This is a genomic window from Nocardioides jejuensis (assembly GCF_004337475.1).
Lineage (GTDB): Bacteria > Actinomycetota > Actinomycetes > Propionibacteriales > Nocardioidaceae > Nocardioides > Nocardioides jejuensis.
The window spans coordinates 20,006-45,118 of the sequence record NZ_SJZJ01000013.1 but is presented as its reverse complement, the minus strand read 5'-3'; the positions used below and the strand labels follow the sequence as shown (position 1 = coordinate 45,118).

The following is a 25,113-nucleotide window of genomic DNA, read 5'->3' as shown; positions in this document are numbered from 1 at the left end:
GACCGGCGGCGTCCGAGGCGTCGGATACTGGTGCCATGCAACTCACCTGGCAGCTCGTGCACCACCGCGGCCTGACGGCACGCCAGACCTACGACATGCTCCACCTGCGCGGCGTGGTCTTCGTTGACGAGCAGCATGTCTCCGCGGCGCTCGAGATCGACGGCCGCGATCTCGAGGGCGAGACCCACCACCTCTTCGGGTGGGACGGCGCCGACCTGCTGGCGTACGCACGTCTGCTCGAGCCCGACGAGCACGGCGCCTCGCACGTGGGTCGCGTCGTCGTGGCGACGGACGCGCGCGGGGGCACCGGCACCGAGCTCGTACGCCGCGCGGTCGCCGCCTGCGAGAAGCTCTGGCCCGCGACGCCGATCATGCTCGGTGCGCAGGACCACCTGCGCGGGTTCTACGGACGACACGGCTTCCAGCCCGTCGGCGACATCTACGAGGAAGCCGGCATCCCGCACATCGACATGGTGCGCAAGCCTGCTTGAATCACCTGCCATGGCCACCCCCGCTGAATGGATCGCCGGCGCCCGCCCGCGCACCCTGCCCGCCGCCGTCGCGCCCGTCCTCGCCGGCACCGGCGTCGCCGCGTGGTTCTACGAGCCGGTCTGGTGGAAGGCAGCGCTCGCCCTCGTGGTGAGCCTCGCCCTCCAGGTGGCGGTCAACTACGCCAACGACTACTCCGACGGCATCCGCGGCACCGACGACGACCGCGTCGGCCCGATGCGCCTGGTCGGGTCACGCAAGGCCTCGCCCGCTGCGGTCAAGCGAGCGATGCTGATCGCCTTCGGCGTGGCCGGCGTAGCCGGCGTCGTCCTCGCCCTGGCGACCGCGTGGTGGCTGATCGCCGTCGGCCTGGTGTGCGTCGTCGCTGCGTGGTTCTACACCGGCGGCTCCAAGCCGTATGGCTACCTGGGTCTCGGCGAGGTGATGGTCTTCGTCTTCTTCGGCCTAGTGGCGACGATTGGTACGACGTACGTGCAGCTGCCTTCACACGACAACCGGGACGCCATCTACCTCGGCACGTTCAGCAGCGACGGGGCAACCCACTGCTATTCCGGCGACTGCTGGGTACTCGACCCGAACGGCTGGTTCATCCCCGCCCTCCTCGCCGGCATCGCGATCGGCGCACTCGCCTGCGCGATCCTCGTCGCCAACAACCTCCGCGACATCCCGACCGACACGGTCGCCGGGAAGATGACGCTGGCGGTCCGCCTCGGCGACCACCGCACCCGTGGGCTGTACGCGGCGCTGGTGTCGGCGGCGTTCGGCGCCCTGTTCGGTGTCGCCGCGCTCACGAGCTGGTGGGCCCTGCTCGGCCTGGTCTACCTCGTGCCCGCGCTCCAGGGCGTCCGCACGGTGACCTCGGGCGCGACCGGCCCGGGTCTCATCCCGGTCCTCCAGAAGACCGGCATCGCTGAGCTGCTCCTCGGCGTCGGCGTCTTCGCCGGGCTGCTCATCGCCTGACGTCGAATCCTGACAGTTTCGTCCCAGCTGACAGTTCGGAAAGGTCACGCGTTGCCAAAGTGTCAGTCTGACAGTTTGGCGGGCCGGGGCGCCGGCGCGGTCAGGACGACAGCAGTGCCTCGAGGTCCGCGACGTACGGCGCCGGGTCGATGCCCTGCGCCTCGAGCCACGCATCCGAGTAGTAGGTGTGCGCGTAGCGTTCGCCGCCATCGCAGATCAGCGTGACCACCGACCCCTGCTCGCCGGCGGCCCGCATCGCGGCCACCAGCTGCAGCGCGCCCCACAGCGATGTGCCGGTGGAGGCACCGACGAGCCGGCCCGTGACCGACGAGCACCAGCGCATCGCCGCGATCGAGGCCGCGTCGGGCACCTGCAGCATCCGGTCGACGACACCCGGCACGAACGACGGCTCGACGCGCGGTCGCCCGATTCCCTCGATCCGCGACCCGCAGGCCGTGACCGCCGAGGACCCAGAGACCCACGACTCGTAGAACGCCGAGCCCTCCGGGTCGACGACGCACAGCTGCGTGGGCAGCTGCTGGTAGCGGAGGTACCGCCCGATCGTGGCCGACGTGCCGCCGGTGCCCGCACCCACGACGACCCAGGCCGGCACGGGATGGGGCTCGCGCGACATCTGCGACAGGATCGACTCGGCGATGTTGTTGTTGCCACGCCAGTCGGTCGCCCGCTCGGCGTACGTGAACTGGTCGAGGTAGTGACCGCCGACCGACTCGGCGAGCGCCCGCGCCTCCTCGTAGACCGACGCCGGGTCGTCCACGAGGTGCACCTCGCCCCCGTAGAACGCGATCAGCGAGATCTTCTCGACCGAGGTGGCAGCCGGCATCACCGCGATGAACGGCAGTCCGAGCAGGCGCGCGAAATACGCCTCCGACACGGCCGTCGAGCCCGAGGAGGCGTCGACCACCGTCGTACCCGAGGAGATCCAGCCGTTGCACAGGCCGTAGAGGAAGAGCGAGCGCGCGAGGCGGTGCTTGAGGGAGCCGGTCGGGTGGACCGACTCGTCCTTCAGGTAGAGGTCGATGCCCCACGACGGGGGCAGCGGAAAGACGTGCAGGTGCGTGTCGGCAGAGCGGTTCGCGTCGGCCTCGACGCGGCGTACGGCCTCAGCCACCCACGCCCGCGACATCAGTCTTCCTTGGTCCGCATCTCGTCGAACTTCGAGACCGCCTTCGACGCGCGCTCCTCGACGCGCACGGCCAGCGCCTCCCGCGGGCCGCGGAGCACGAAGTACGACGCGACGCCCGAGACGATGAACGCGCCGATCGCGGCGAAGAAGAGCTGGGAACCCGTGACGGCACCGCCGTCGACGAGCTTCCAGACGCCGAGGATCAGGATCCAGGCGGCGAGGAAGAGGACCGCACGAAGCAGCGTGTACACGACGAAAGCCTTCACGCGCACAGCGTAGGCGCCCGCCCCGACGGAGCCGTCGACGGGCCAGCCGCCGACCGACACCCTCCGGTCTACATTGGAAGGGTGCTGAAGTTCCTGCTCGTCGTCGTGATCATCGCGCTCGCGGTCTACGGCTGCGTGATGCTGGTCGACCGCCAGATCAACGGGACCAAGCCCGCCGCCCGCCCGCTCCTCCCGCGTCGCCCGAAGCAGCCGCAGCGCCCGCTCGGCCCCGACGACGACCCGGAGTTCCTCCGCCAGCTCAATCGCCGCAAGCCGCCCGAGCCGCCGAAGCCCGACGGTCCCTGACCAAGACCCGCGACTCACCGCGCCAAAACCCGGGTCTCGACGCGCCAAAACCCGGGTCTCGGCAGTCACGATGCCTTCGGCCGTACGCCGAGGCGCGCGGGCGTCTCGTCGTCGCACGCTGCGAAGAACGCGCCCACCTCGTCGACCATGTGCCCGAAGGACTCCGCCGCGAAGAGCACCGGCTGGTAGTGCGTGATGTCGTAGTCGATCGTCGCCATCGCCGCGAAGTCGAGCGGGCGGATCTGCATGGACCGGAACTCCTCGATCTCGCCGTAGCTGGAGAGGATGCCCGCCCCGTAGGCCTTCAGCGCCCCCTGCTCCCACAGCGCCCCGAACTCGACGGTGAACCAGAAGACGTCGGCCACGACCTGCAGCGCCTCGGGCGTCGTCACGCGTCGCGCTGCGGCACCGGCCAGCCGGTTGACCTCGGCGACCTCCGGCGAGGCGAGCAGGTTCCCGTGGCCCATCACCTCGTGGAGGATGTCCGGCTCGGGCGTGTACAGCGGAGCCGCGTGGTGCCGGAGGTACTGCGTCGAGTGGAAGATCCCGTCCGCGAGCGATCCGTAGAACTCCTCGAGCGGCACGATGCCGGGAGCCGGCACGTAGGAGAAACCGGTGAGCGCCTGCAGTCCGGTCGACACCTCGGAGAGCTGCGGCACCCGGTCGCGTGGCAGGTCGAGCGCGGCGACGGCGTCGTTGAACGCGCGGCAGGCGTACTGCTCGTGCAGCGGGCCGAGGTGCTCGCACACGGTGCGCCACACCCCGTGCTCGGTCTCCGTGTAGTCGATCGACGGCACCGGCTGGCCGGGGCGCCAGGTAAGAGACACCGCCGCGATCTCGTTGCGCCGCCGGCGGTACTCCGGGTCGTGCTCGCCCGGGTGGCCTTCCACCAGGTGCACCGTCGCGGTGCCGTCCTCGTGCGCCGTCACCGGCGAATAGAGCTGTGCTTCCTCAAACATCTCCCTGCTCCTCTCCCCACGGCAGGGCCGGTACGACGCGCCCCACCGCCTCGCCGAACCCGATCCGTCGCCCGTCGGCCAGCCGCGCCTCGCCCGCGATGACGACCTCGTCGCCGTCCTCGAGGAAGCCGGTGCCGATCTCGATCAGCGACCCCTGCTGCCCCCGCCCCGGGCCCGACACGGTGCCCGAGGCGAAGAGGTCACCGGTCCGCGTCGCGGCACCGTTGACGGTCAGGTGCGCCAGCATCTGCGCCGGCGACCAGTACGTCGCGGCGTACGGCGGCCGGCTGACGACCTCGCCATTGATGGAGACCGCGAGGTCGATGTCGAGACCCCACGGGCCGTCCATCGCGAGGTAGGGCAGCACCGGCTCCTGCGGCGGCACCGCGATCCGGGCCCCGTCGAGCGCGGCCATCGGCACCACCCACGCAGAGACGGTCGAGGCGAAGGACTTGCCGAGGAACGGCCCGAGCGGGACGTACTCCCACGCCTGGATGTCACGCGCCGACCAGTCGTTGAAGAGGACAACACCGAAGAGGTGCTCGTCGGCGTCGGCGGCCGCGATGCGACTGCCCAGCCCGGTTCCCACACCGACGACGAAGCCCAGCTCGCACTCCAGGTCGAGGCGGGTCGACGGCCCGAAGACCGGCTTGTCGGCACCGGGCGGGAGCCGCTGGCCGCAGGGCCGGACCACGTCCGTGCCCGAGACCACGATCGACGCCGAGCGGCCGTGGTAGCCGATCGGCAGGTGCTTCCAGTTGGGCGTCAGCGGGTCGGGCGCTTCGGGCCTGAAGAGCCGGCCAAGGTTCGAGGCGTGGTGCTCGGAGGCGTAGAAGTCGACGTAGTCGGCCACCTCGAACGGCAGCTCGAGCGTGACGTCCGCAAGGTGGTGAACCGCCTCGTCCGACACCTCACCGGCGAGGGCCTCGGCAAGGTCCGCGCGCACCGACGCCCAGCGCGTCGGACCCTGCGCCATGAATGCGTTGAGCGATCCCGTCGCGAATACCTCGTCGCCCAGCAGGCGCGACAGGTCCACGACGTACGACCCGAGGCGTACGCCGACCCGCGGCGCGCGGCCCGCGGCGCGGTAGACGCCGTACGGGAGGTTGTGCAGGCCGAACGGGTCGTCGGGGACGAGGTCGATCCTCATGCCGCACCCTCCCGCCACGCGTGGGGCAGCAGGTCGAGCCGGGCCAGGTCGGCAAGCGGTTCGCTGATCGAGCAGGTGCCGAACGAGCGGAAGGCGTCGCGGACGGCGGGTCCGAGCGCAAGCACCGCAGTCGCGACGGCTGCCTCGTCACGCGCGGCGAGCGCGGCCTCGACGTCCGACGCCGTGGCGCCGTCCAGCGCGCGGCCGGTGGCCACGAGGAGATTGAGGAAGCCGTGCTCCTCGAAGCCCGTCCCTGGATCCGTACGCCGCACGGCATGGTGCAGCCCGGCCGTCGCCTTGAACGGCACGCCGAAGGCGACTGCGGTCGTGATCGCACTGGCCAGCTCCGCCTCCGAGGGGTAGAGGTCGCCCCGCGGGCCGCCAGTGCGGAACTTCGCCCGCAGCCCGGCCACCGCCAGCTCCGCGAGCACCGCCTCGGCCCGGTCGTCACGTGGCACCTCGACGCACACCTCAACGCCGAGCGACGCGAGCGAGCGCACCTCGCCGGCAGCCGCCGACGCCGGCAGCGCAACCTCCACGGATCGCAGCCGCGAGCCGGCCGCGGCAAAGGCCGTGTGCACCTCATCGAGTCCGGTGACCACCGCGACGTCGACGTCGCCGACCTGCGCCAGGTCGGCGGTGCGCACCACGAGCGGACCGACCGCTCCGGCGTACGCGCTGCGGAGGTACGCGGCATGGTCCGCGACCGCCTGCGCCAGCGGCGCGTTGCCGGGCGGGAAGATCGCCGCGTCGTCGAGCAGGCCGAGGAGGAACGCCGGCGTCAGCGCGCTCACCGTGCGCCTCCCGGCGACCAGGACCCGGCGTACACACCGTCGTCCGCCTCGCGTCCGGCCTCGCCGAGGTCGAGGGGACGGAACGTGTCGACCATGACGGCGAGCTCGTCGAAGTGGTCGACACCGATGGAGCGCTCGTACGCGCCCGGCTGCGGACCGTGCGGATGACCGCCCGGGTGCAGCGTGATCGAGCCCTCCGCGATGCCGCTCCCCTTGCGTGCCTCGTAGTCGCCGGCGACGTAGAACATCACCTCGTCCGAGTCGACGTTGGAGTGGTAGTACGGCACCGGGATCGAGAGCGGGTGGTAGTCGACCTTGCGCGGCACGAAGTTGCAGATGACGAAGTTGAAGCCCTCGAAGACCTGGTGGACCGGCGGCGGCTGGTGCACCTTGCCGGTGATCGGCATGAAGTCGGCGACGTTGAACGCGAACGGGTAGAGGCAGCCGTCCCAGCCGACCACGTCGAAGGGGTGGTGCGGGAGCGTGTGGACGGTGCCGCCGATGCCGCCCGGCAGCCCGTTGACCCGGTGCTTGATGAGGACCTCGACGTCCTGCTCCTCGACGACACGTGGTGCCGACGGGCCACGCAGGTCCCTCTCGCAGTACGGCGCGTGCTCGAGCAGCTGACCGAACTTGCTGAGATAGCGCTTGGGCGGGGTGATGTGGCTGTTGCCCTCGATGGCGTAGATCCGCACCGGCCCGGACGGCACGATCCGGTGTGTGGTGGCGCGCGGGACGACGACGTAGTCGCCCGGCCCGAAGACCAGGTCGCCGAACACGGTCTCGACCACCCCCGAGCCGGACTCGACGAAGAGGCACTCGTCGCCGATGCCGTTGCGGTAGAGCGGACTGGTCGCGTCGGCAACGACGTACGAGATCCGGACGTCGGCGTTGCCGAGCAGCAGCCGACGGCCGGTGACTGCATCCGTTCCGGCCCCGAACGACAGTGCGCGCGTCGAGAGGTGCCGCGGCAGCAGCGGGTGGTTCGGGACCAGCGACTGCTCCGGCAGCTCCCAGACGCGGCTCGCCGCGACGGCCGACGGGATGGAGCGGTGGTAGAGCAACGAGGAGTCCGACGAGAAGCCCTCCTCCCCCATCAGCTCCTCGAAGAGCAGCTCGCCATCCGGCCCACGGTGCTGTGTGTGCCGCTTCGGCGGGATCTCGCCGACTGCCCGGTAGAACATCAGAGGTTCCCCCGTCGCTCCTGCTCGCGCTCGATCGACTCGAAGAGCGCCTTGAAGTTGCCCTTGCCGAAGCCGAGCGAGCCATGGCGTTCGATCAGCTCGAAGAAGACCGTCGGCCGGTCGCCGAGCGGCTTGGTGAAGATCTGCAGCAGGTAGCCGTCCTCGTCGCGATCGACGAGGATCCCGCGCTTCTTCAGCTCCTCCACCGGCACCCGCACCTCGCCGATCCGGGCGCGCAGCTCGGGATCGTCGTAGTAGGCGTCGGGGGTGTCGAGGAACTCCACCCCGCGCGAGCGAAGCACGTCGACGGTGCGGAGGATGTCCCCGGTCGCGAGCGCCAGGTGCTGGGCACCGGGGCCGCCGTAGAACTCGAGGTACTCGTCGATCTGGCTCTTCCGCTTCGCAACCGCCGGCTCGTTCAGCGGGAACTTCACGCGGTGGTTGCCGCTCGCGACGACCTTCGACATCAGCGCGGAGTACTCGGTGGCGATGTCGTCGCCGATGAACTCGGCCAGGTTCACGAAGCCCATCACCCGGTTGTAGAACCCGACCCACTCATCCATCCGCCCGAGCTCGACGTTGCCGACGATGTGGTCGAGCGCCTGGAAGAGCCGCTTCTCCTCCGGCCTCACGCCCGTGGCCGGCACGAACCCCGGCAGGTACGCCCCCGCGTAGCGGACCCCGCCGACCTCGCGCTGGACCAGCGTGTGCCGGGTCTCCCCGTACGCCGCGATGGCCGCGGCGCGCACGGTGCCGTGCTCGTCGGTCAGGTCGTGAGCCTCGTCGAGGATCGTCGCTCCCGCTGCCCGCGCTTGGGCGATGCAGCGGTCCACGTCCGGGACCTCGAGGGCGATGTCGACGACGCCGTCGCCGTGCCGCGCGTGGTGGCTGATCAAGGGGCTGTCGGGTGCGACGGCACCCTGCAGCACGAACCGGATCGAGCCGGAGCGGAGCACGAACGCCTTGTGGTCGCGCAGACCCGTCTCCGGGCCGGCGTACGCCTCGAGCTCCATGCCCCACACCTGCTGGAAGTACGCCGCGGCCTGCGTCGCGTTGCCGACGACGAAGACGATCGCGTCCCACCCGGTGATCGGGAACGGGTCGGCCGACTCGTCGTACTCCACCAGGCCGACGAGCTGGCGGAGCTGCTGCACGTCGAGGCCGGCGCGCTGCTCCGACTCGGTGAGGACGTCGTGCGGGGACATGCGGACTCCTTCGAGGGACTGTGACCCGGGTCTCCTCGATCAAACTCCCGCGCAACGGGCTCGGCAACTGCACCAGATCCTGTTGGTCACCGTGCGTCTTTGGGCCATGATCGAGGCAGGTCTGGCAGTCAATCTGCATAGAAATCGGCACGACGAGGGAGCACCCATGACCACCGGCATCGAGCTCGACGAGATCGACCTCGCCCTGTTGACGTCCCTGCACGAGGCACCGCAGATCGGCGTCCTCGAGACCTCGCGCCGGATCAAGGTCGCGCGTGCGACCGTGCAGGCGCGCCTGAAGAAGCTCGAGGAGGCCGGCGTGATCTCCGGCTGGCAGCCGCAGATCGACGTCGCCGCCGCCGGCTTCGGCGTGCAGTGCTTCGTGCAGCTGCACATCGCGCAGGGCGAGCTCGACTCGGTGGCCGAGGAGCTGTCCGCGATCCCCGGCGTGATCGAGGCCTGGGCGACCACCGGCGAGAACGACATCCTCTGCCGCGTCGCGGCTGCCTCCCACGAGGGACTTCAGCAGACGCTGATCCAGATCGCGCGGTCCCGCTACGTCGCGCGCTCCAGCAGCATCGTCGTGCTCTCCAGCATCGTGAAGCCGCGCGCCCTCCCGCTGCTGCAGACCGTCGAGGCGAAGCCGTCGCGGGCGCCGCGATATCCGCGCTGACGGCGATCGGCTAGGCAGTCTGTCCATCTGACGGCCCGTCCTGACAGCCCGAAGTCGTCCACCCGCTCAGATCGCCAGTCAGATGTTGCAGTCCAGGTGACCCAAGACGCACGGTGACGACATGGTGGACCTTCTCGCTCGCTTCGAGCACACCCCTCCCGAGGTCGTCTTCGAGTGGCACGACGCCGAGACCGAGGCGCGTGGCTGGATCGTGATCAACTCACTGCGTGGTGGCGCGGCCGGCGGCGGCACGCGGATGCGCCCGGGGCTCAACCGACGCGAGGTCGAGTCGCTGGCGAAGACGATGGAGGTCAAGTTCACGGTCGCCGGGCCGCCGATCGGCGGCGCGAAGTCAGGCATCGACTTCGACCCCACCGACCCGCGCAAGGAAGGCGTGCTGCGACGCTGGTTCGCCGCAGCAGCACCCCTCCTCAAGGCCTACTACGGCACCGGCGGCGACCTGAACGTCGACGAGGCGCTCGAGGTCGTGCCGATGACCGAGGCCAACGGCCTCTGGCACCCGCAGGAGGGCATCGTCACGGGCCACTTCCACGCCGAGGGCTTCGAGCGGATCCAGCGCGTCGGCCACCTGCGCGCGGGCGTCGCGAAGACGGTCACCGATCCGGCGTACTCGCTCGCCGGGGGCGCGCACGGCGTGCCGACGGTGGCCGACCTGGTCACCGGCTGGGGCGTCGCGGAGGCGGTGCGCCACCACTATGACCTGTGGGGAGGGGACCTGTACGGCGGCGACCTGGCCGGCAAGCCGACGATCGTCCAGGGCTGGGGCACGGTCGGCGCGACCGCCGCGTCGTACCTCTCCCGCATGGGGGCGCGGATCGTCGGCATCATCGACCGCAGCGGCGGCCTGATCGACCCCGACGGCCTGTCGCCGGAGCGCATCGCGGAGCTCTACGCGACGCGTCGCGGCAACCAGCTCGTCGCCCCCGACCTGCTCTCCTTCGAGGAGGTCGATGCGCGGATCTGGTCGATGGGCGCCGCGATCTTCCTGCCGTGCGCCGCGTCGCGGCTGGTCACCCGCACACAGGTCGATGCCATGGTCACCGGCGGCCTCGAGGTCGTCTCCTGCGGCGCGAACGTGCCCTTCGCGGACGAGGAGATCTTCTACGGCCCGACCTACGAGTACGCCGACCGCCACGTCGCCGTGGTCCCCGACTTCATCGCCAACTGCGGCATGGCCCGGACCTTCGCGATGCTCATGGACGGCTCTACCGAGGTGAGCGATCGGGCGATCTTCGGCGACGTCTCCGCGACGATCCGCCGCGCGCTGGCCGCGTGCCACGAGCGCCGGGCCGACGGGACCGGCATCGCCGCCACCGCCCTCGAGATCGCCCTCGAGCAGCTGGTCGACGCCGACCGGCCCGACGTACCCCTCACGCGGAGCGCCTGACCGGCCCGGCCTGGCCGGCGAGACCTGACCCGGCGCGATACCGATCAGTACGGCCCTTTGCGGGCAGCAAAAGGGCCGTACTGATCGGTATCGTAGCGCTGGCGTCCGGCAGCGCACCTGCGCGTCAGGCGTACGAGTGCTGCGACCCGCCGCCGAAGAAGAAGTTGATGCCGATGAAGTTGAACCACAGCGTGGCCAGACCGATCAGCGCGACGATCGCGGCAGCGCGACCCTTCCAGCCGGCGGTCGCCCGTGCGTGGAGGTACGCCGCGTAGACGACCCAGGTGATGAAGGCCCAGATCTCCTTCGGGTCCCATCCCCAGTAGCGCGACCAGGCCTGGTGCGCCCAGATCGGACCCGCGATGAGGACCGCGAAGGTCCAGATCGGGAAGGCGAAGGCGTGCAGGCGGTAGGCCAGCCGATCGAGCACCTCCGCCGCCGGCAGGGACGGCATCCGGCCCGACGAGCGGAGCAGGTAGAGGATCGAGACCAGGCCCGCAACGGTGAAGACACCGGTCGCGGTGATCGCCGCGATGACGTGGATGACCAGCCACGGCGACGAGAGCGACTCGGTGAGCGGAGCGACGGGCTCGTACAGCCAGATCACGTCGGCCATCAGCACGACCATCACCAGCCCGACCACCCACGGGCCGAGGAAGCCGAGGTCCCAGCGGCGGAAGAAGACCAGCGTCACGAGCACCGCCACGAACGACGCGGTCAGCGTGAACTCGTACATGTTGCCCCACGGCACCCGGTTCGGGTCGGCCGCGAGGCCGCGCGCGACGAGGGCGAGCAGGTGCACGCCACCGGCGACCCCGGTCAGCAGGAAGGCGAAGCGCCCGAAGACCTCCGCACGCGGCGACTCGTCACCCGCGACGAGCCCCCGCTTGGCCGCCCACTGGGCGGAGTAGGCCATCAGCGCAAGGAAGTAGACGACGCCCGCGGCGCTGACCGCCTGGATGCTGAGCGTGTCCCACGCCTGGTCACTCACTGGTCCTCCTGTACGCCGGACGCGCCGGCGGTCTTGTCACGAGCGGTCGCTGCGCCCTGGAGCGCGGCGACGAAGGCGGTCAGGTCGTCCGAGAGGTCGCCGCCCGCGGAGCGGTCGAGACCGGCCACCTCGACGAGCGTCTCGCCGTCGGCGGTGCGGGTCGCGCGCACCCAGAGGCGGCGCGGCCGGATGAAGAGCGACGCACACAGGCCCAGCAGCGCCAGGATCGCGCCGCCGAGCGCCAGCATCGTGCCGGGCTTCTTGGCGATCTCGAGGCGCACCCACGGCTGCACACCGTCGAAGGTGACCGAGCCGTTGCCGCCGGGCAGGTCGATCGACTCCCCCGGCTTCAGGTCGACGCGGAACATCTTGCCGCCGGGCTTGGCCAGCAGCTTCATGTGCTTGGTGTCGAGCGCGTAGACCGACTGCGGGGCGCCGCTGTCGAGCCCGAGGTCGCCGGCGTACGCCTGCATGGTGATGAGCGGGTTGAGGTCGTTGCCCATCGCGGAGTTGAGCGGGTCGCCGTTGTACGTCGGCAGGAAGAGGCCCTCGAGGCCGATCTGCTTCGGCTTCGCGTCGGGCACCTTTACGACGCCGTACGACGTGAAGTTGCGCTGCTCCTGCGGGAGGAACGGCGTCGGGCCGCTGTAGGCGACATTGCCCTCGCCGTCGCGGACGGTGATCACCGGCGAGTAGCCGTGGCCGATGAGGAAGACGTCGGTGCCACCGATGGAGAGCGGGTGGTTGACCCGCAGGTCGTAGGTGTTCTTCTTCCCGTCGGCGTCCCACCAGGTCAGGCCGGCGACGAACTTGTGCGCCATACCCTTGCGCGGGCCGGAGTAGAGCCACTCGATGTCGAAGCGGTCGAGCTGCAGCGAGAAGCTGTCGAGCGCCCCCGCCTTGGTGAGCTTGCCGGGCGTGAAGTCGTCGTACTGCGTCGGGGTGTTGGAGAACTGCGTGCCCTGCGTGATGATCACGCCGCCCTTGTAGCCCCACAGCGAGCCGATGGCGAAGCCGGCCAGCACGACGAGCACGGCGACGTGGAAGAGCAGGTTGCCGGCCTCGCGGAGGTAGCCGCGCTCGGCACTCACCGCGCCCTCGGAGACGACCACCCGGTAGCGCTTGCCCCGCAGCGCCGCGCGCGCCGTGTCGAGGACGACCGCCGGCGCATCGCTCGTGGTGAACGAGGCCGAGTCCGGCAGGCGGGTCAGGTTGCGCGGCGCAGCGGGCGGGGCCGCGCGGACGCCGCGCCAGTAGACCTTCGTGCGCGGGAGGATGCAGCCGACCAGCGAGATCGCCAGCAGGATGTAGATCGCCGAGAACCACGGCGACGAGAAGACCTCGAACATGCCCAGCTTCTCGTAGATCGGCGCCAGCTGGGTGTGGTCCTTCTTCCACTGGCTCACCGCGAACGAGTCGACCGCGGTCTGCGGGATGACAGAGCCCGGCACCGCGGCGAGCGCGAGCAGGAACAGCAGCACCAGCGCGGTGCGCATCGAGGTCAGCTGCCGCCACGACCAGCGCAGCAGCTCACGCGCGGTCAGCTCGCCGGGGAGGCGTTCGTTGCCCTGGGCCGGGCCATTGGTGGTCGCCATGTCACACCGCCGTCTCGAAGTTGCTCTGGAGGTGGACCTGGAGCCACTGGACCGCCCAGTCGTACCAGCCCAGCACCATCGCGACGCCGACGATGACGAGCATCAGGCCGCCGACCCGGGTGAGGAGCTGCTGGTGACGGCGGAGCCAGCCGAACGCACGGGAGGCGCGCTGATAGGCCAGGCCCGCCAGGAGGAACGGCAGCCCGAGGCCGAACGCGAAGACTCCGGAGAGCAGAGCGCCGCGACCCGCGCTCGCCTCGTTGAAGGCGAGGGAAGAGATGGCACCGAGTGTCGGGCCGACGCAGGGCGTCCAGCCCAGACCGAAGAGGAAGCCGATCAGCGGCGCCGCCGCCAGGCCGACCGCGGGCACCTGGTGCACGCGCACGTCGCGGTCGAGGAACGGGATCCGCACCAGGCCGGCGAAGACCAGGCCGAGCACGATGACCACGACACCGAGGACGACGGTCAGCGTGCGCTGGTGGACCAGGAACTGCTCACCCAGATCGCCGAGCGCACCGAGGGTGCTGCCGACCGCCACGAACACGACACCGAAGCCGAGCACGAAGAGCAGGGAGCCGAGGAACATCCGCCCCCGGCGTACGTCGCCCGAGGCGATCTCGGAGCCGGACAGGCCCGTGGCGTACGACAGGTAGCCGGGCAGGAGCGGCAGCACGCACGGCGAGAAGAACGAGATCAGACCGGCGAGGAGGGCGACGGGCAGCGCCACGACGAGCGACCCGCTCAGCACGGTGTCCTGGAACCAGTGGGTCACGAGGCGGCGCCCTCGGCGAGGTCCTTGAGCGTGATCGCGCTCGGCACCGGGCCGAGGATGCGGGCGGCCACGCGACCCTTCGGGTCGAGCACGAGGGTCGACGGCGTAGCCGTCGGAGGCAGGACGCCCCGCAGCGCGAGCAGCGTCTTGCCACCCTGGTCATCGACCGACGGCCACGGGATGTCGTAGGTCCGGATGAACGCCTCAGCGTTCGCCCGCGACGTCTCGCGGACGTCGATGCCGAGGAACTCGACTCCGGAGGCGGAGAGGTCCTTCGCGGCCTTGACGAGGTCGGGGGCCTCCTCGCGGCACGGCGCGCACCACGAGCCCCAGACGTTGAGGACGACGACCTTGCCGCGGTAGTCCGCGATGTCGACCTTCGCACCGCTGAGGGTGGTGCCCGTGAACGCGATCGGGGTACCCCGGTCAGCGACGTCCATGGTGGTGACCGTGCCGCTACCGGTGGCCGTGCCACCCTCCTTGCCGCCCTGCAGACCAGAGCAGGCGACGAGCAACGGCCCGGCCAGCACGGCGACGAACGCCGCGACCGCGGCCCTCCTGCCGTGCTGCGTCCGGGCCGCCGTCACTTGGTGCGCTCCGCGGACTCGCTGCCCGAGGAGAAGGGGTCCTTGCGGTCCTTCTCGGGAATCAGGTGTCCGGCGGGCTCGGAGTAGACGACCGAGGTGAGCTGGTCGCCGGCGAAGTTCAGCGACGTCAGCGAGCAGAGCGTGCACTGGCGACGACGCGGGTCGTGCAGCATCGAGCGCTTCTCGAGGTGCATGCGCACCGTCCAGATCGGCAGCTGGTGGCTGACGATGACCGCCTCGTGACCGCGGGCGGCGTCACGGGCATCCTCGATCGCGGCGACCATGCGGGCCGAGATCTCCTTGTAGGGCTCGCCCCACGACGGCTTCAGCGGGTTGTAGAGCTTGGTCCACACGGCCAGCGAGATGAGGTCGCGCGGACCACGCTTGAACGAGCGGCCCTCGAAGTCGTTGTGCGACTCGATGACGCGGGGGTCGGTGACGATCTCGAGGCCCTTGGCCTTCGCCAGCGGCGCAGCCGTCTCCTGGGCGCGCTCGAGCGGGGAGACCCGCAGGTGCGTGATGTCGCGGTGCGCGATCGAGTCCGCCACGACCTGCGCCATCTCGCGACCACGCGCGGTCAGGTGGAAGCCGTCACGGCGGCCGTAGAGGATGCCCTGCGGGTTGTCGACCTCACCGTGACGCATCAGGTGGACGGTGGTCTTGTCGCTCATGCGAGGGCTCCCTTGCTGGAGGCGGCGGCAGCGGCGTCCGCCGCGGCCGGGAGGGCGTCCAGCACGTGCTGGATGGCCCGGTCGTCGTGGGCAGAGGACAGGAACCACGCCTCGTACGCCGAGGGCGGGAGGTACACGCCCTGGTCGAGCATCGCGTGGAAGAACTCGGTGTAAGCCGGCAGGTCCTGCGCGTTGGCCTCGGGGAAGTTCGTGACCGGGCTGCCGTCGTTGAAGAAGACGGAGAACATCGTGCCGGTGGCCTGGATGGTGTGGGACACCCCGGCGCGGGTGAGCTCCGCGGCGACGGCCGACTTGATCGTCTCGCCCGCCGCGGTGATGTGCGCGTAGACCTCGTCGGTCGCGAGGCGCAGCGTGGCCAGACCCGCGGTGGTCGCGACGGGGTTGCCCGCCAGCGTGCCCGCCTGGTAGACGGGGCCCTCGGGGCTCAGGTGCGACATGACGTCCGCGCGGCCGCCGAACGCCGCCGCCGGGAAGCCGCCGCCCATCACCTTGCCGAACGTCGTCAGGTCGGGCACCCAGCCCTCGACCGCGCCGTCGAGGCCCCACTGGCCCTGCTTGCTGGCGCGGAAGCCGGTCATGACCTCGTCGCTGATGAACAGCGCGCCGTTCTCCTTGCAGATCTGCGCGAGGAACGCGTTGAAGCCGGGCGCCGGCGGGACGACGCCCATGTTGCCCGGAGCCGCCTCGGTGATGAGGCAGGCGATCCGGTCGCCGTACTCCGCGAACGCCGCGGCGACCGCGACCTTGTCGTTGTACGGCAGGACGATGGTGAGGCCGGCGCTCGAGGCCGGGACGCCGGGCGTGCCCGGCACGGCGAGCGTTGCCAGGCCGGAGCCGGCGCTCGCCAGGAGTGCATCGACGTGGCCGTGGTAGCAGCCGGCGAACTTCACGACGATCTCGCGACCCGTGAAGCCGCGCGCGAGGCGGATGGCGGACATGGTCGCCTCGGTGCCGGAGGAGACGAAGCGGACCTTCTCGACCGACGTACGCCGGACCAGCTCTTCGGCGAGCTCGACCTCGGGCACGGTCGGGGTGCCGTACGACGTGCCCCGCGCGACCGCCTCGGCGACGGCGGCCTGGACCTCGGGGTGGGCGTGGCCGACGAGCATCGGGCCCCACGAGCAGATCAGGTCGACGTACTCGTTGCCGTCGACGTCGGTGAGCCAGGCGCCCTTCGCGGAGCGGATGAACCGCGGCGTACCGCCGACGGCGTTGAACGCACGGACCGGCGAGTTCACGCCTCCCGGCGTCACGGCGCGGGCCCGGTCGAAGAGGCCCTCAGAGGCGGTGGTCGCGAGGCGCGCGGAGCTGGTCACCGTGGCATTCTCCCTGACGTCGGAAGGCTCCCGGACCGCCGCCCGTGTGTCGGTTCCGGATTCTCAGGGAAATTTCTGTTACAGGCGCGTCATACTTGCGTGGATCGTGCGTTCCCTCACTGGCGGGGTAACCTACGCCACAGCCTGTGAGGGGTCAGCCGGGGAGGGACCGGCGACACCGCACCAACCTCAGGGAGAAGCACCACGATGTCTGCACCGCGTTTCGGCAAGATCCAGAAGGTGACCGCACTGGTCCCGCTGGCTCTCCTGTCCACCGCATGGACGGCCAACCTGGCCGGGGTCGGCGGCCTCGCGTCCGCGAGCGACCAGCTCCCTGACGGTACGCAGCTCCCCATCGAGGCCCTCGAGGACCCGGCCAGCTACACGGCTCCGGGCCAGGTCGGCCTCGGCATCACCGCCGGCGACGGCGCGCAGATCGTCGCCACCGCCTCCACCAACGGCATCCCGACCGCCGCGCTTGCTGCCTACCAGCGCGCCGAGCAGGTCATCAACGACGCCGACAAGGCCTGCCACATCGACTGGGCCCTGATCGCCGCCATCGGCCGCGTCGAGTCCGACCACGGCCGCTACGGCGGCAACACCCTCGACACCAAGGGCGTCTCGCACCCCGGCATCTACGGCCCCGCGCTGGACGGCACCAAGAACACCCAGGCTGTCCCCGACACCGACGGCGGCCTCTACGACAACGACAAGGTCTGGGACCGCGCCGTCGGCGCCATGCAGTTCATCCCCTCGACCTGGGCCAAGGTCGGCGTCGACGCCGACGGCGACGGCAAGCGCAACCCCCAGGACATCGACGACGCCGCCCTCGCGACCGCCGTCTACCTCTGCTCCGGCACCGACGACCTCGGCACCGAAGGCGGCCGCCGCACGTCGGTCTTCCGCTACAACCACTCGCAGGACTACGTCGACCTCGTCCTCAAGATCCGCGACGCCTACCTCGCCGGCAACTACACCGCCGTGCCGAACTACATCACCTCCGCCTACACCTTCAGCCCGCCGAGCTCGTGGGCCCCGATCGGTGGCGGCTACTCCACCGGTCACGGTCACGGCAAGGGCGGCGGCGTCATGCCCGACCCCGACGGCAACGGCAGCACCGGTGGTGGCGACAACGGCGGTACGACGACTCCCCCGGGCGGCGACGACGGCGGAACGACCACGCCTCCCCCGGGCGGCGGCGACAACGGCGGCGGGACCCCGAAGCCGGACCCGACCAAGGTGACCCAGCCGATCAAGAACATCATCGAGGGCACCACCAAGACGGTCACCGACATCACCAAGACCGCCGCCTACATCGCCGCCAACGCGACCTGCACCACGCAGGCCACCCTCTTCACCCCGCTCAAGTCCGACGACATCCACTCGAAGTGGGTCGAGTGCATGACCAACGCGGGCTACACCGTCTCCTGATCCACCCACGACAACGGCCCCGGTTCCTGATGGAACCGGGGCCGTTCGTCATGTCATGCGATGCGGGCAGATGCCAGGAAGATCAGCGGCGCAGCAGACGGGCGGCCTCGGCCGCCCAGTACGTCAGCACGACGTCGGCGCCCGCGCGACGGATCGACAGCAGCGTCTCCAGGATGGCCGCCTCGCGATCGATCCAGCCGTTGGCCGCGGCGGCCTCGACCATGGAGTACTCCCCCGAGATGTTGTATGCCGCGACCGGAACGTCGACCGCCTCGCGCACCGCGCGCACGACGTCGAGGTAGGCCAGCGCGGGCTTCACCATCACCATGTCGGCGCCCTGCTCGACGTCGAGCATCGCCTCGCGCACGCCCTCGAGGGCGTTGGCCGGGTCCTGCTGGTAGGTCTTGCGGTCGCCCGACAGCGTCGAGTCGACGGCCTCACGGAAGGGGCCGTAGAACGCCGAGGCGTACTTCGCCGAGTAGGCGAGGATCGCGACGTCCGAGGCATCCGAAGCATCCAGCGCATCGCGGATCACGGCGACCTGGCCATCCATCATGCCGCTGGGGCCGACCACGTCGACACCAGCGTGGGCCTGAGCGCGCGCCATCTCGGCGTACACCTCGAGGGTGGCGTCGTTGTCGACGGCGCCGGACTTCGTCAGCAGGCCGCAGTGGCCGTGCGAGGTGAACTCGTCGAGGCAGAGGTCCGCCATGACCGGCAGGGCGTCGCCGACCTCGCGCTTCACGTCGCGGATCGCGACGTTGAGGATGCCCTTCGGGTCCACCGCGCGGGAGCCGGTGGCGTCCTTCGACGACGGGATGCCGAAGAGCATGATGCCGCCGAGGCCGAGCTCGGCAGCCTCGGCCGCCGCCTGCTTCAGCGACGACCGGGTGTGCTGGACGACGCCCGGCATGGAGCTGATCGGCTTCGGCTCGGCGATGCCCTCCCGCACGAACACGGGCAGGATCAGCTGACGCGCCTCGAGCGACGTCTCCGCGACGAGGCGGCGCAGTGCCGGCGTACGACGGAGGCGGCGCGGGCGGACGACGGGGCCGAGCGGACCGGCGGGCTCGATCACGACGAGGTCGCCTTCCGACGGGCACCCGGCTTGCGGTCCGACGGCTTGGTGACCGGCTGGCCCTCGGCGATCAGCTCGGCACGACGGGCGGCACCGAAGTCGGCGAGCGCGTCGACGAGCTCCTCGACGGACGGGTTCGGCGCGAGGACGTCGACCCGCAGGCCGTGCTCCTCTGCGGTCTTGGCCGTCGCGGGGCCGATGACGGCGATGATCGTCGACGGGTGCGGCTTGCCGGCGATGCCGACGAGGTTGCGCACGGTCGAGGACGAGGTGAAGACGACGGCGTCGAACTTGCCGGTCTTGATCGCGTCGCGGACCGGCGCGGCCGGCGGAGCGGCGCGGACGGTGCGGTACGCCGTAACGTCGTCGCACTCCCAGCCGAGGTCGATCAGGCCGGCGACGAGGTTCTCGGTCGCGATGTCGGCACGCGGGAGGAAGACCCGGTTGATCGGGTCGAGGTCGGCGTCGTACTCCGGCCACTCCTCGAGCAGGCCGGCGGCCGACTGCTCACCGGACGGCACGAGGTCGGCGCGCAGGCCCCAGTCGAGCAGCGAGGCGGCGGTCTTGTCGCCGACCGCAGCGATCTTGAGACCCGAGAAGGCGCGGGCGTCGAGGCCGTACTCCTCGAACTTCTCCCGCACGGCCTTGACCGCGTTGACGGAGGTGAAGGCGATCCACTCGTAGCGGCCCTCGACGAGGCCGCGGACGGCCTTGTCCATCTGCTGCGGGTTGCGCGGCGGCTCGACGGAGATCGTGGGGACTTCCTCCGGCACCGAGCCGTAGCCGCGCAGGCGCGCGGAGAGCGAGCCGGCCTGCTCCTTGGTGCGCGGCACCAGGACCCGCCAGCCGAAGAGCGGCTTGGTCTCGAACCAGGAGAGCGTCTCCCGCATGTCCACCACGCTACCCACCACGGTGATCGCGGGGGGCTGGATCTTCGCGGCGCGCGCGTCGGCGGCGATGTGCTCGAGCGTCGAGGTGACGGTGACCTGGGTGGTCAGCGTGCCGGTCGAGGTCATCGACACCGGCGTCGTGGCCGAGCGGCCCGCGGCGATCAGCGCGGACGCGATCTCGGCGATGGAGCCCACCGCGGAGAGCAGCACGAGCGTGCGGTCGTCGGCGTACCGGCTCCAGTCGATGGCCTTCTCGCCACACGCGACGACGGAGACCTCGCGGGCCGTCTTCGTGGTGAGCGGGACGCCGGCGTACGCCGGGACGGCGCTGACCGAGGAGACGCCGGGGACGATCTCGAACGGCAGGCCGGCCTTGGCCAGGGCCGCTGCCTCCTCCGGACCCGAGGCGAAGAGGAACGGGTCGCCGTTCATCAGGCGTACGACGCGCAGGCCGCGCTTGGCCTGCTTGACGACGACCTTGGCGCGGTTGGCGTGGGTCAGCGGCTGGCCGTCGTCGCCGAAGCCACCGTCGATGAACTCCGGCCCGTCCGTGGCGTCCTCGTCGTCGCCCAGCGGGGCGAGACCCAGCACCGTGCGCACGAACGCCGCGTGCTCGGGCAGCTCGGTCACGACGACGTCGGCCTCGGCCAGGAGCGCGGCAGCACGCACGGTCAGCAGCTCGGGGTCGCCCGGTCCGCTGCCGACGAACGCGACGTGTGCGTGCTGGGCGGGAGTGCGAGGAGTCATGCCTGCTGCTTTCCGGGTTCTTCGATCAGTGCGGCCGCGCCCTCGTCGAGCATGGACGTGGCGAGCGTGCGGCCGATCTCAGCCGCATCGGTGACCGGTCCGGAGGCGGACCGGCGGAGTTCTACGGTGCCGTCGACGGCGGCGGCGACGGCGCGGAGCCAGATCTCGGGTCCGTGCTCGCCCTCGGCGACCTCGGCCAGCGCACCGACCGGGGCGGCGCAGCCGGCCTCGAGCGTGCGGAGCAGCTCGCGCTCGGCGGTGACGGCGGCGCGCGTGGGCGCGTCGTCGAGCGCCGCAGCCAGGTCGGCGACCAGGTCGGCGTCGGCCGAGCGGCACTCGATCGCGAGCGCGCCCTGGCCCGGGGCCGGGAGCATCTGGAGCGGGTCGATCGACTCGGTGACGACGTCGAGGCGGTCGATGCGGGCGAGGCCGGCACGGGCGAGGATCACGCCGTCGACGTCACCGGAGGCGACCCGACCGAGGCGGGTGTCGATGTTGCCGCGCAGGCCGACGATGGTCAGGCCCAGTCCCAGCGCGTGCAGCTGGGCGACGCGACGCGGCGAGCCGGTCGCCACGACGCTGCCCGGGGGCAGCTCACCGAGCGTCAGCCCGTCACGGGCGACCAGCACGTCACGCGGGTCCTCCCGCGGCGGAACGGCGGCCAGCGCGATGCCGTCGAACGGCGTCGTCGGCAGGTCCTTGAGCGAGTGAACGGCGACGTCGACGTCGCCGCGTATCAGGGCATCACGCAGCGCGCTCACGAAGACACCCGTGCCACCGAGCGAGGCGAGCGTGGAGGTCTGGTTGACGTCACCCTCGGTGACGACCTCGACCAGCTCCACCTGCACGCCGAGACGCGCGGCGATCTGGTCAGCGACCTGGCCCGACTGCGTCTTCGCGAGCAGCGAACGACGCGTCCCGACCCGGATCACCCGGTTGACGGTCTCCGCGGTCATCCGCGCTCCTCCTGGACGACGGGACGCGTCACGGCGGTGACCGCGTCGGGGTCGAGGGCGAAGAGCTCGGCCAGGGCCGCGGCGTACGACACGGCGCCGTCGGTGTCGGCGAGCTCCTTCACGCGCACGGTCGGCTGGTGGAGCAGCTTGTCGGCGACACGGCGCACGGTCTGCAGCACCTCGGCGCGGACCGCCTCGTCGAGGTCGGGCAGGCGCGTCCACAGACGCTCGGCCTCTGCCTCGACGACGCCGGTCGCCATCGTGCGCAGGGCGACGACAGTCGGCGTGACGCTGGCCTGGCGCCGGGCCGAGGCGAACGCCGTGATCTCCTCCGCCACGATCTGGCGTACGCCGCCCACCTCGCGGTCGGCGTCGGAGTCGCGCAGCGTGTCCGCCAGGTAGCGCAGGTCGATCAGCGAGACGCCCTCGAGGGACGCGACCGCCGGGTCGACGTCGTGCGGCAGGGCGAGGTCGAGCACGGCGAGCGGACGCTGCGAAGCACCGCGGGCCGCCGCGAGCTCCTCAGCGGAGATGACGACGCCGATCGCGCCGGTGCAGGAGATGACGACGTCGGCAGTGCCGAGGACGTCCGCGAGAGCGTCGAGCGGCAGCGAGCGGGCGGCGTACTCGTCGGCGAGGCGCTGGGCGTTGCCCTCGGTGCGGTTGACGACCGTGATCTCCGAGGCACCACGACGCGACGCGGTGGAGACCGCGAGCGACGCCATCGCGCCGGCACCGATCACGACGACCCGCGAGCCCTCGACCGAGCCGACGACATCGACGGCGTGGTCGAGCGCGGCGGAGACCATCGACGGCGCAGCGCGGTCGATGTCGGTCTCGGCGTGGGAGCGCTTGCCGACACGGAGCGCCTGCTGGAAGAGCGAGTTGAGCGCGGGGCCGACCGTGCCGAGCTCCTGGCCGATGCGCAGCGCATCGCGGGTCTGGCCGAGGATCTGGCCCTCGCCGACGACCATCGAGTCGAGGCCGGCGGCGACGTGGAAGAGGTGCGAGACCGCGCCGTCGTCGTAGTGGACGTACAGGTGCGGGAGCAGCTCGCTGGTGATGTCGCTGGTCGCCATCTCGCTGCGCTCGCAGAGCAGCCGCGAGACCTCCTCGACCGACCCGTGGAACCGGTCGACCTCGGCGTAGATCTCGATGCGGTTGCAGGTCGCGATCGCGGTCGCCTCGGCGACGTGCTCGATGGCGGCAACGTCCGCGACGAGCTTGGAGATGCCGTCCGGGGAGAGGGCGAGCTTCTCCAGGACGGCAACCGGCGCGGTCTTGTGCGAGACACCGACGACGAGGACGCTCATGCGGACTGCTCCTCTCCGGCGGCCGCGATCGCGGCGCCGCGCAGCTCTTCAGCGCCGGCCCGGCGCTGCTCGTGGTACGCGAGGATCTGCAGCTCGACCGAGAGGTCGACCTTCCGCACGCTCACACCCGCGGGAACCACGAGGTTCGTCGGGGCGAAGTTCAGGATGCTGGTGATGCCGGCGCCGACCAGGCGATCGGCAACCCCCTGCGCGGCTCCGGCGGGCGTCGCGATGACGCCGATGGCGACCGGCGTCTCGGCGAGCACGGCGTCGAGGTCGTCGAAGGAGCGGACCGGGATGCCACCCACCGACTCCTCGCAGCGCTCGGGAGCGGCATCGAGAAGGGCTGCGACGCGGAAGCCGCGGGTGCCGAACCCCGAGTAGTTGGCGAGCGCGTGGCCGAGATTTCCGATGCCGACGATGGCGACCGGCCAGTCCTGGGTCAGGCCGATCTCGCGCGCGATCTGGTAGCGCAGGTAGTCGACGTCGTAGCCCACACCACGCGTGCCGTAGGAGCCGAGGTACGACAGGTCCTTGCGCAGCTTGGCGCTGTTGACGTTGACGGCGCCTGCGAGCTCCTCGCTCGAGCAGACGCTGATGCCCTGCTCGGCGAGCGAGGTCAGCGCGCGGAGGTACTCGGGCAGACGGGCCACCGTCGCCTCAGGGATCTCACGACCCCCGGCCTGGGTCCCCGCAGCCGCGTCAGCAGGCTTCCGTGCGGTCACTGTCCTCGTCGTCCTTCACGCGCGAGGAAGGGCTCATCACGGGCTCTTGCAGGCCCGTTGACGTCCTCACGGCTTCATCACTGTAGGAGTTTGTGAACGTGAGAACAAAACGCAGGCCGCACCTGTCATGGCCCGCGGCTAGCACAGGTGAGAAGTCTCACCCGCGGCGGGGTCAGCCACCCAGCAGCGCCGTACGCAGCCGCTGGGGGTCCACGCGCCAGAAGTCGTGGCGCCGTCCGTCGACGAGCGTCACCGGGATCTCCTCGCCGTACGCCGCCAGCAGCTGCGGGTCGGAGTCGATGTCGATCTCCTCGAACGACTCCCCCAGGTCGGCGCAGACCGCGGAGACGACCTCGCGCGCAACGTCGCAGAGATGGCAGCCGGGGCGCATGAACACCGTCACGCGGGCTTTACCGTCCGGACCCGAACTCGTCATGCGGGGATCCTGACACAGCCCTAGTCTGGGGACGTGAGTCAGGACAAGCCCGCGAAGAAGCGGCCCGCCCCGCTCGACCTGCAGCAGCGCTCCTCCCTCGCCGGTGAGGCGTCGGCGGCGATCGCGGAGGTCGAGTCGGCGCTCGACGTGCCCTTCGACCCGACGGCGGCGGCGTTCTTCGACGTCGACAACACCGTCATGCAGGGCGCGTCGATCTTCCACCTGGCCAAGGGGCTCCACAAGCGGAAGTTCTTCACCACGAAGGACCTCGTGGGCGCGGCGTACAAGCAGGCGTACTTCCGGATCGTCGGCGTCGAGGACCCCGAGCACATCGAGAAGGCCCGCAACCAGGGCCTCTCGTTCATCGCCGGTCACACGGTGCAGGAGCTGCGCGAGGTCGGCGAGGAGATCTTCGACGAGGCGATGGCGCACCGGATCTGGCCGGGCACCAAGGCACTCGCCCAGATCCACCTCGACCAGGGCCAGCGGGTCTGGCTGGTCACCGCCGCTCCCGTCGAGATCGCGGAGGTCATCGCGCGGCGCCTCGGCCTCACCGGCGCCATGGGCACCGTCGCCGAGCACGTCGATGGCGTCTACACCGGCAAGCTCGTCGGCGACATGCTCCACGGGCCGGCGAAGGCCGTCGCCGTCACCGCGCTCGCCGAACGCGAGGGGCTCGACCTGGCACGCTGCTCGGCGTACTCCGACTCGAGCAACGACCTGCCGCTCCTCGGCCTGGTCGGCGACCCCTGCGCGGTCAACCCCGACGCGAAGCTGCGGTCCTACGCCCAGGAGCAGGGCTGGCGGATCCGCGACTACCGCACCGCACGCAAGGCCGTACGCCGCGTCGCTGTCGCCGCGGTCGCGAGTGCCGTCGTGGGCGCTGCGGCCCGCCGCGCCCGCCGCTGATCCAGACCAGTTCGGCACCGATCTGCCGGATTCGTCCCCGATCCGTTCCCACGGGAGTGTGTCTTCGCTTACTCTGTGAATGACCCAAAGGGAGAGTGGGTCACGGGAGGCTT

General features: G+C 70.9%; 26 protein-coding genes. 7 read left to right on the top strand and 19 right to left on the bottom strand.

Translation table 11 applies throughout. The features are described 5' to 3' along the window. Positions 1-35: 35 nt before the first annotated feature. Both EPD65_RS09130 and EPD65_RS09125 read left to right on the top strand, forming a co-directional pair. A complete protein-coding gene (locus EPD65_RS09130; protein ID WP_131583366.1) occupies positions 36-491 on the top strand; it encodes a GNAT family N-acetyltransferase in 456 nt (151 codons plus the stop codon). Positions 492-501: 10 nt separating this feature from the next. After that, the gene (locus EPD65_RS09125; protein WP_131583364.1) at positions 502-1,470 is read left to right on the top strand and encodes a 1,4-dihydroxy-2-naphthoate polyprenyltransferase; all 969 of its coding nucleotides are present in this window, start codon (positions 502-504) and stop codon (positions 1,468-1,470) included. A gap of 100 nt (positions 1,471-1,570) precedes the next feature. Here EPD65_RS09125 and cds1 read toward each other — a convergent pair whose 3' ends face one another. Both cds1 and EPD65_RS16260 read right to left on the bottom strand, forming a co-directional pair. Then, positions 1,571-2,617, bottom strand: a complete 1,047-nt coding sequence (cds1, locus tag EPD65_RS09120) for an L-cysteine desulfhydrase Cds1 (RefSeq protein WP_131583362.1) — start codon at positions 2,615-2,617, stop codon at positions 1,571-1,573. Next, positions 2,617-2,883 (bottom strand): DUF4229 domain-containing protein, encoded by a 267-nt coding sequence (locus EPD65_RS16260; RefSeq protein ID WP_165872948.1) that lies wholly within the window; start codon positions 2,881-2,883, stop codon positions 2,617-2,619. The genes cds1 and EPD65_RS16260 overlap by 1 nt, the downstream gene beginning before the upstream one ends. A gap of 81 nt (positions 2,884-2,964) precedes the next feature. On the opposite strand from EPD65_RS16260, the gene EPD65_RS16255 reads away from it, so the two are divergent. Next, the gene (locus EPD65_RS16255; protein WP_165872947.1) at positions 2,965-3,189 is read left to right on the top strand and encodes a hypothetical protein; all 225 of its coding nucleotides are present in this window, start codon (positions 2,965-2,967) and stop codon (positions 3,187-3,189) included. Between the two features lie 65 nt (positions 3,190-3,254). On the opposite strand, the gene EPD65_RS09110 is transcribed toward EPD65_RS16255, so the two are convergent. From EPD65_RS09110 to hppD, 5 genes are read right to left on the bottom strand one after another with little or no spacing between them, the layout of a single operon-like run. Beyond that, entirely contained in the window at positions 3,255-4,148 is an 894-nt protein-coding gene (locus EPD65_RS09110; RefSeq protein ID WP_131583359.1) for a phenylalanine 4-monooxygenase, read from the bottom strand. Further along, the gene (gene fahA / locus EPD65_RS09105) at positions 4,141-5,298 is read right to left on the bottom strand and encodes a fumarylacetoacetase (RefSeq protein ID WP_131583357.1); all 1,158 of its coding nucleotides are present in this window, start codon (positions 5,296-5,298) and stop codon (positions 4,141-4,143) included. Before fahA ends, EPD65_RS09110 begins: the two co-directional genes overlap by 8 nt. Continuing rightward, on the bottom strand, positions 5,295-6,092 hold the full coding sequence (locus EPD65_RS09100) for a hypothetical protein (protein ID WP_131583355.1): 798 nt from the start codon (positions 6,090-6,092) through the stop codon (positions 5,295-5,297). Before EPD65_RS09100 ends, fahA begins: the two co-directional genes overlap by 4 nt. Next, positions 6,089-7,276: a homogentisate 1,2-dioxygenase domain-containing protein gene (locus EPD65_RS09095; protein ID WP_481354324.1), complete on the bottom strand. Its 1,188-nt coding sequence runs from the start codon at positions 7,274-7,276 to the stop codon at positions 6,089-6,091. The genes EPD65_RS09100 and EPD65_RS09095 overlap by 4 nt, the downstream gene beginning before the upstream one ends. After that, entirely contained in the window at positions 7,276-8,481 is a 1,206-nt protein-coding gene (gene hppD / locus EPD65_RS09090; RefSeq protein WP_131583353.1) for a 4-hydroxyphenylpyruvate dioxygenase, read from the bottom strand. Before hppD ends, EPD65_RS09095 begins: the two co-directional genes overlap by 1 nt. Before the next feature lie 166 nt (positions 8,482-8,647). Here hppD and EPD65_RS09085 point away from each other — a divergent pair, with 166 nt between their 5' ends. Together EPD65_RS09085 and EPD65_RS09080 are read left to right on the top strand one after the other, a co-directional pair. Beyond that, on the top strand, positions 8,648-9,154 hold the full coding sequence (locus EPD65_RS09085) for an Lrp/AsnC family transcriptional regulator (RefSeq protein WP_131583351.1): 507 nt from the start codon (positions 8,648-8,650) through the stop codon (positions 9,152-9,154). 121 nt (positions 9,155-9,275) lie between these two features. Continuing rightward, positions 9,276-10,562: a Glu/Leu/Phe/Val dehydrogenase dimerization domain-containing protein gene (locus tag EPD65_RS09080; protein ID WP_131583349.1), complete on the top strand. Its 1,287-nt coding sequence runs from the start codon at positions 9,276-9,278 to the stop codon at positions 10,560-10,562. Positions 10,563-10,686: 124 nt separating this feature from the next. Here EPD65_RS09080 and ccsB read toward each other — a convergent pair whose 3' ends face one another. From ccsB to hemL, 6 genes are read right to left on the bottom strand one after another with little or no spacing between them, the layout of a single operon-like run. Next, complete coding sequence (gene ccsB / locus EPD65_RS09075) at positions 10,687-11,553, bottom strand: c-type cytochrome biogenesis protein CcsB (RefSeq protein WP_131583347.1); 867 nt, start codon at positions 11,551-11,553, stop codon at positions 10,687-10,689. After that, entirely contained in the window at positions 11,550-13,148 is a 1,599-nt protein-coding gene (gene resB, locus EPD65_RS09070; protein ID WP_131583345.1) for a cytochrome c biogenesis protein ResB, read from the bottom strand. Before resB ends, ccsB begins: the two co-directional genes overlap by 4 nt. Before the next feature lies 1 nt (position 13,149). Then, the gene (locus EPD65_RS09065) at positions 13,150-13,920 is read right to left on the bottom strand and encodes a cytochrome c biogenesis CcdA family protein (RefSeq protein ID WP_131583343.1); all 771 of its coding nucleotides are present in this window, start codon (positions 13,918-13,920) and stop codon (positions 13,150-13,152) included. Next, positions 13,917-14,507, bottom strand: coding sequence for a TlpA disulfide reductase family protein (locus tag EPD65_RS09060; RefSeq protein WP_207891483.1), 591 nt, complete (start codon positions 14,505-14,507; stop codon positions 13,917-13,919). Before EPD65_RS09060 ends, EPD65_RS09065 begins: the two co-directional genes overlap by 4 nt. After that, positions 14,504-15,178: a histidine phosphatase family protein gene (locus EPD65_RS09055; protein WP_131583341.1), complete on the bottom strand. Its 675-nt coding sequence runs from the start codon at positions 15,176-15,178 to the stop codon at positions 14,504-14,506. Before EPD65_RS09055 ends, EPD65_RS09060 begins: the two co-directional genes overlap by 4 nt. Continuing rightward, a complete protein-coding gene (hemL, locus tag EPD65_RS09050; RefSeq protein WP_131583339.1) occupies positions 15,175-16,515 on the bottom strand; it encodes a glutamate-1-semialdehyde 2,1-aminomutase in 1,341 nt (446 codons plus the stop codon). The genes EPD65_RS09055 and hemL overlap by 4 nt, the downstream gene beginning before the upstream one ends. Positions 16,516-16,722: 207 nt before the next feature. On the opposite strand from hemL, the gene EPD65_RS16445 reads away from it, so the two are divergent. After that, positions 16,723-17,946, top strand: coding sequence for a lytic transglycosylase domain-containing protein (locus tag EPD65_RS16445; RefSeq protein WP_207891482.1), 1,224 nt, complete (start codon positions 16,723-16,725; stop codon positions 17,944-17,946). 82 nt (positions 17,947-18,028) lie between these two features. Here the strand turns inward: EPD65_RS16445 and hemB are convergent, their stop codons facing one another. The 6 genes from hemB to EPD65_RS09015 all read right to left on the bottom strand — a co-directional run bounded on the left by hemB (position 18,029) and on the right by EPD65_RS09015 (position 24,091). Continuing rightward, a complete protein-coding gene (gene hemB, locus EPD65_RS09040) occupies positions 18,029-19,024 on the bottom strand; it encodes a porphobilinogen synthase (RefSeq protein ID WP_243640519.1) in 996 nt (331 codons plus the stop codon). Continuing rightward, on the bottom strand, positions 19,021-20,661 hold the full coding sequence (locus EPD65_RS09035; protein ID WP_131583337.1) for a bifunctional uroporphyrinogen-III C-methyltransferase/uroporphyrinogen-III synthase: 1,641 nt from the start codon (positions 20,659-20,661) through the stop codon (positions 19,021-19,023). The genes hemB and EPD65_RS09035 overlap by 4 nt, the downstream gene beginning before the upstream one ends. Then, positions 20,658-21,617 carry a hydroxymethylbilane synthase gene (hemC, locus tag EPD65_RS09030; RefSeq protein WP_131583335.1) on the bottom strand — a complete coding sequence of 320 codons (960 nt, stop codon included), beginning with the start codon at positions 21,615-21,617 and terminating at the stop codon, positions 20,658-20,660. Before hemC ends, EPD65_RS09035 begins: the two co-directional genes overlap by 4 nt. After that, positions 21,614-22,930: a glutamyl-tRNA reductase gene (locus EPD65_RS09025; protein ID WP_131583333.1), complete on the bottom strand. Its 1,317-nt coding sequence runs from the start codon at positions 22,928-22,930 to the stop codon at positions 21,614-21,616. Before EPD65_RS09025 ends, hemC begins: the two co-directional genes overlap by 4 nt. Then, positions 22,927-23,655: a redox-sensing transcriptional repressor Rex gene (locus tag EPD65_RS09020; RefSeq protein WP_131583331.1), complete on the bottom strand. Its 729-nt coding sequence runs from the start codon at positions 23,653-23,655 to the stop codon at positions 22,927-22,929. Before EPD65_RS09020 ends, EPD65_RS09025 begins: the two co-directional genes overlap by 4 nt. Before the next feature lie 172 nt (positions 23,656-23,827). Beyond that, complete coding sequence (locus tag EPD65_RS09015; RefSeq protein ID WP_131583329.1) at positions 23,828-24,091, bottom strand: glutaredoxin family protein; 264 nt, start codon at positions 24,089-24,091, stop codon at positions 23,828-23,830. 33 nt (positions 24,092-24,124) lie between these two features. Between EPD65_RS09015 and EPD65_RS09010 the strand changes: the two genes are divergently transcribed. Then, complete coding sequence (locus EPD65_RS09010; RefSeq protein ID WP_131583327.1) at positions 24,125-25,000, top strand: HAD family hydrolase; 876 nt, start codon at positions 24,125-24,127, stop codon at positions 24,998-25,000. The last annotated feature ends 113 nt before the right edge of the window (positions 25,001-25,113 follow it).

Coding starts and splice junctions, on each gene's coding strand:
- EPD65_RS09095 (WP_481354324.1), bottom strand. CDS start 7,276: ATGTTCTACCGGGCAGTCGGCGAGATCCCGCCGAAGCGGCACACACAG.
- EPD65_RS09130 (WP_131583366.1), top strand. CDS start 36: ATGCAACTCACCTGGCAGCTCGTGCACCACCGCGGCCTGACGGCACGC.
- cds1 (WP_131583362.1), bottom strand. CDS start 2,617: ATGTCGCGGGCGTGGGTGGCTGAGGCCGTACGCCGCGTCGAGGCCGAC.
- EPD65_RS16445 (WP_207891482.1), top strand. CDS start 16,723: ATGTCTGCACCGCGTTTCGGCAAGATCCAGAAGGTGACCGCACTGGTC.
- EPD65_RS09125 (WP_131583364.1), top strand. CDS start 502: ATGGCCACCCCCGCTGAATGGATCGCCGGCGCCCGCCCGCGCACCCTG.
- resB (WP_131583345.1), bottom strand. CDS start 13,148: ATGGCGACCACCAATGGCCCGGCCCAGGGCAACGAACGCCTCCCCGGC.
- EPD65_RS09080 (WP_131583349.1), top strand. CDS start 9,276: ATGGTGGACCTTCTCGCTCGCTTCGAGCACACCCCTCCCGAGGTCGTC.
- EPD65_RS09055 (WP_131583341.1), bottom strand. CDS start 15,178: ATGAGCGACAAGACCACCGTCCACCTGATGCGTCACGGTGAGGTCGAC.
- hemC (WP_131583335.1), bottom strand. CDS start 21,617: ATGACCGCGGAGACCGTCAACCGGGTGATCCGGGTCGGGACGCGTCGT.
- EPD65_RS09015 (WP_131583329.1), bottom strand. CDS start 24,091: ATGACGAGTTCGGGTCCGGACGGTAAAGCCCGCGTGACGGTGTTCATG.
- hppD (WP_131583353.1), bottom strand. CDS start 8,481: ATGTCCCCGCACGACGTCCTCACCGAGTCGGAGCAGCGCGCCGGCCTC.
- EPD65_RS09025 (WP_131583333.1), bottom strand. CDS start 22,930: ATGAGCGTCCTCGTCGTCGGTGTCTCGCACAAGACCGCGCCGGTTGCC.
- EPD65_RS09085 (WP_131583351.1), top strand. CDS start 8,648: ATGACCACCGGCATCGAGCTCGACGAGATCGACCTCGCCCTGTTGACG.
- fahA (WP_131583357.1), bottom strand. CDS start 5,298: ATGAGGATCGACCTCGTCCCCGACGACCCGTTCGGCCTGCACAACCTC.
- EPD65_RS09035 (WP_131583337.1), bottom strand. CDS start 20,661: ATGACTCCTCGCACTCCCGCCCAGCACGCACACGTCGCGTTCGTCGGC.
- EPD65_RS09110 (WP_131583359.1), bottom strand. CDS start 4,148: ATGTTTGAGGAAGCACAGCTCTATTCGCCGGTGACGGCGCACGAGGAC.